The organism is Brenneria corticis, assembly GCF_003115855.1.
Classification (GTDB): Bacteria; Pseudomonadota; Gammaproteobacteria; order Enterobacterales; family Enterobacteriaceae; genus Brenneria; species Brenneria corticis.
In genome coordinates this window covers 1-1,317 of record NZ_KZ819132.1, presented here as the reverse complement: position 1 = coordinate 1,317, position 1,317 = coordinate 1, and the positions used below count along the sequence as shown (strand labels likewise).

Sequence of the window (1,317 nt, the reverse complement as noted above, 5' to 3'; positions counted from 1 at the left end):
GAGCCTGTCCACGATTCTGTGTAATCGCCATCTCATTTAAAGGTGATCGCTCGCACGATCACCGAACTCGATAATAAAGCGGCTCATGGCCAACCGCCAGTCCCTCAGCGGCATTGTCCATTTCTTTGACGCCGCCTCTATCGCCAGCCATATCACCTTCTTTACCGAGTCGTCTGATGGGAACACCTTACGTTTTTTAATCGCATGCCGGATAACGCTATTCAGCGACTCAATAGCGTTGGTGGTGTAAATCGCCTTGCGGATATCAGACGGATACCCGTACAACGTTGACAGGTTAGCCCAGTTCGCCCGCCAGCTCCGGCTGATTTGCGGGTAGCGCTCATCCCAGTTGTCGGCGAACGCATCCAGTGCTGCCAGAGCGGCTTCTTCTGTCGGGGCTTGATAGACTGCTTTCAGCCCGCCTGTGACGGCCTTGTAATCCCGCCATGACACGTATTTCAGACTGTTGCGCACCATGTGAACAATGCACAACTGGATGCGAGTCTGTGGATAGACGGCGTTGATGGCGTCGGGGAAGCCTTTCAAGCCGTCAACACAGGCGATGAAGATATCCTGCAAGCCCCGGTTTTTCATCTCCGTCAGCACGCCCAGCCAGAACTTCGCGCCTTCATTTTCCGCCAACCACATGCCCAGCAGCTCTTTATGGCCTTCGGTATTGATGCCCAGCGCGAGGAACACGGATTTGTTGATGACGCTGCCGTCCTGACGGACTTTGACCACGATACAGTCAAGATAAACAATGGGATATAGCGCATTCAGCGGACGGCTCTGCCATTCGGCAACCTGTTCTTTCACCGCGTCGGTGACTTTGGATATCAGCGATGGCGACACGGCCGCGTCATACATTTCCTTGAAGACGGCGGCGATTTCACGAGTGGTCATGCCTTTGGCGTAGAGCGCCAGTATCTGGCTGTCCATACCGGTGATACGGGTCTGGTGTTTCTTGAGCAGTTGCGGCTCGAACGAGCCTTCCCGGTCACGGGGCGTGCGGATATCCAACGGGCCTTCTTCGCTGTCAACCGTCTTGGCGGAGTAGCCGTTACGGGTGTTGGAGCCGGATTTGGGCTGGTGCTTCTCGTGGCCCAAATGGGCGGTCAGCTCAGCATTGAGTGCCGTCTCGACTGTTAGCTTTTTCAGAAAGCGGGAAAGCTGATTCAGGTCATCAGGGGTTTTGAGGTTTTTTGCCAGTTCGGTGGCAAGAGCCTGTAATTGTTTTTTGTCCATAAATTCACCTGTTCTTGGTGTTGCGGTAAACATATCAAAAACAGGCGATTACACAATTTTATAAACAGGCTC

At 53.6% G+C, this 1,317-nt stretch carries 1 protein-coding gene; it reads right to left on the bottom strand.

Annotated features, from left to right (window positions below; translation table 11 throughout):
• Nucleotides 1-36: 36 nt before the first annotated feature.
• Entirely contained in the window at nucleotides 37-1,245 is a 1,209-nt protein-coding gene (locus tag DDT56_RS24205) for an IS256 family transposase (RefSeq protein ID WP_136168888.1), read from the bottom strand.
• Between the last annotated feature and the right edge of the window lie 72 nt (nucleotides 1,246-1,317).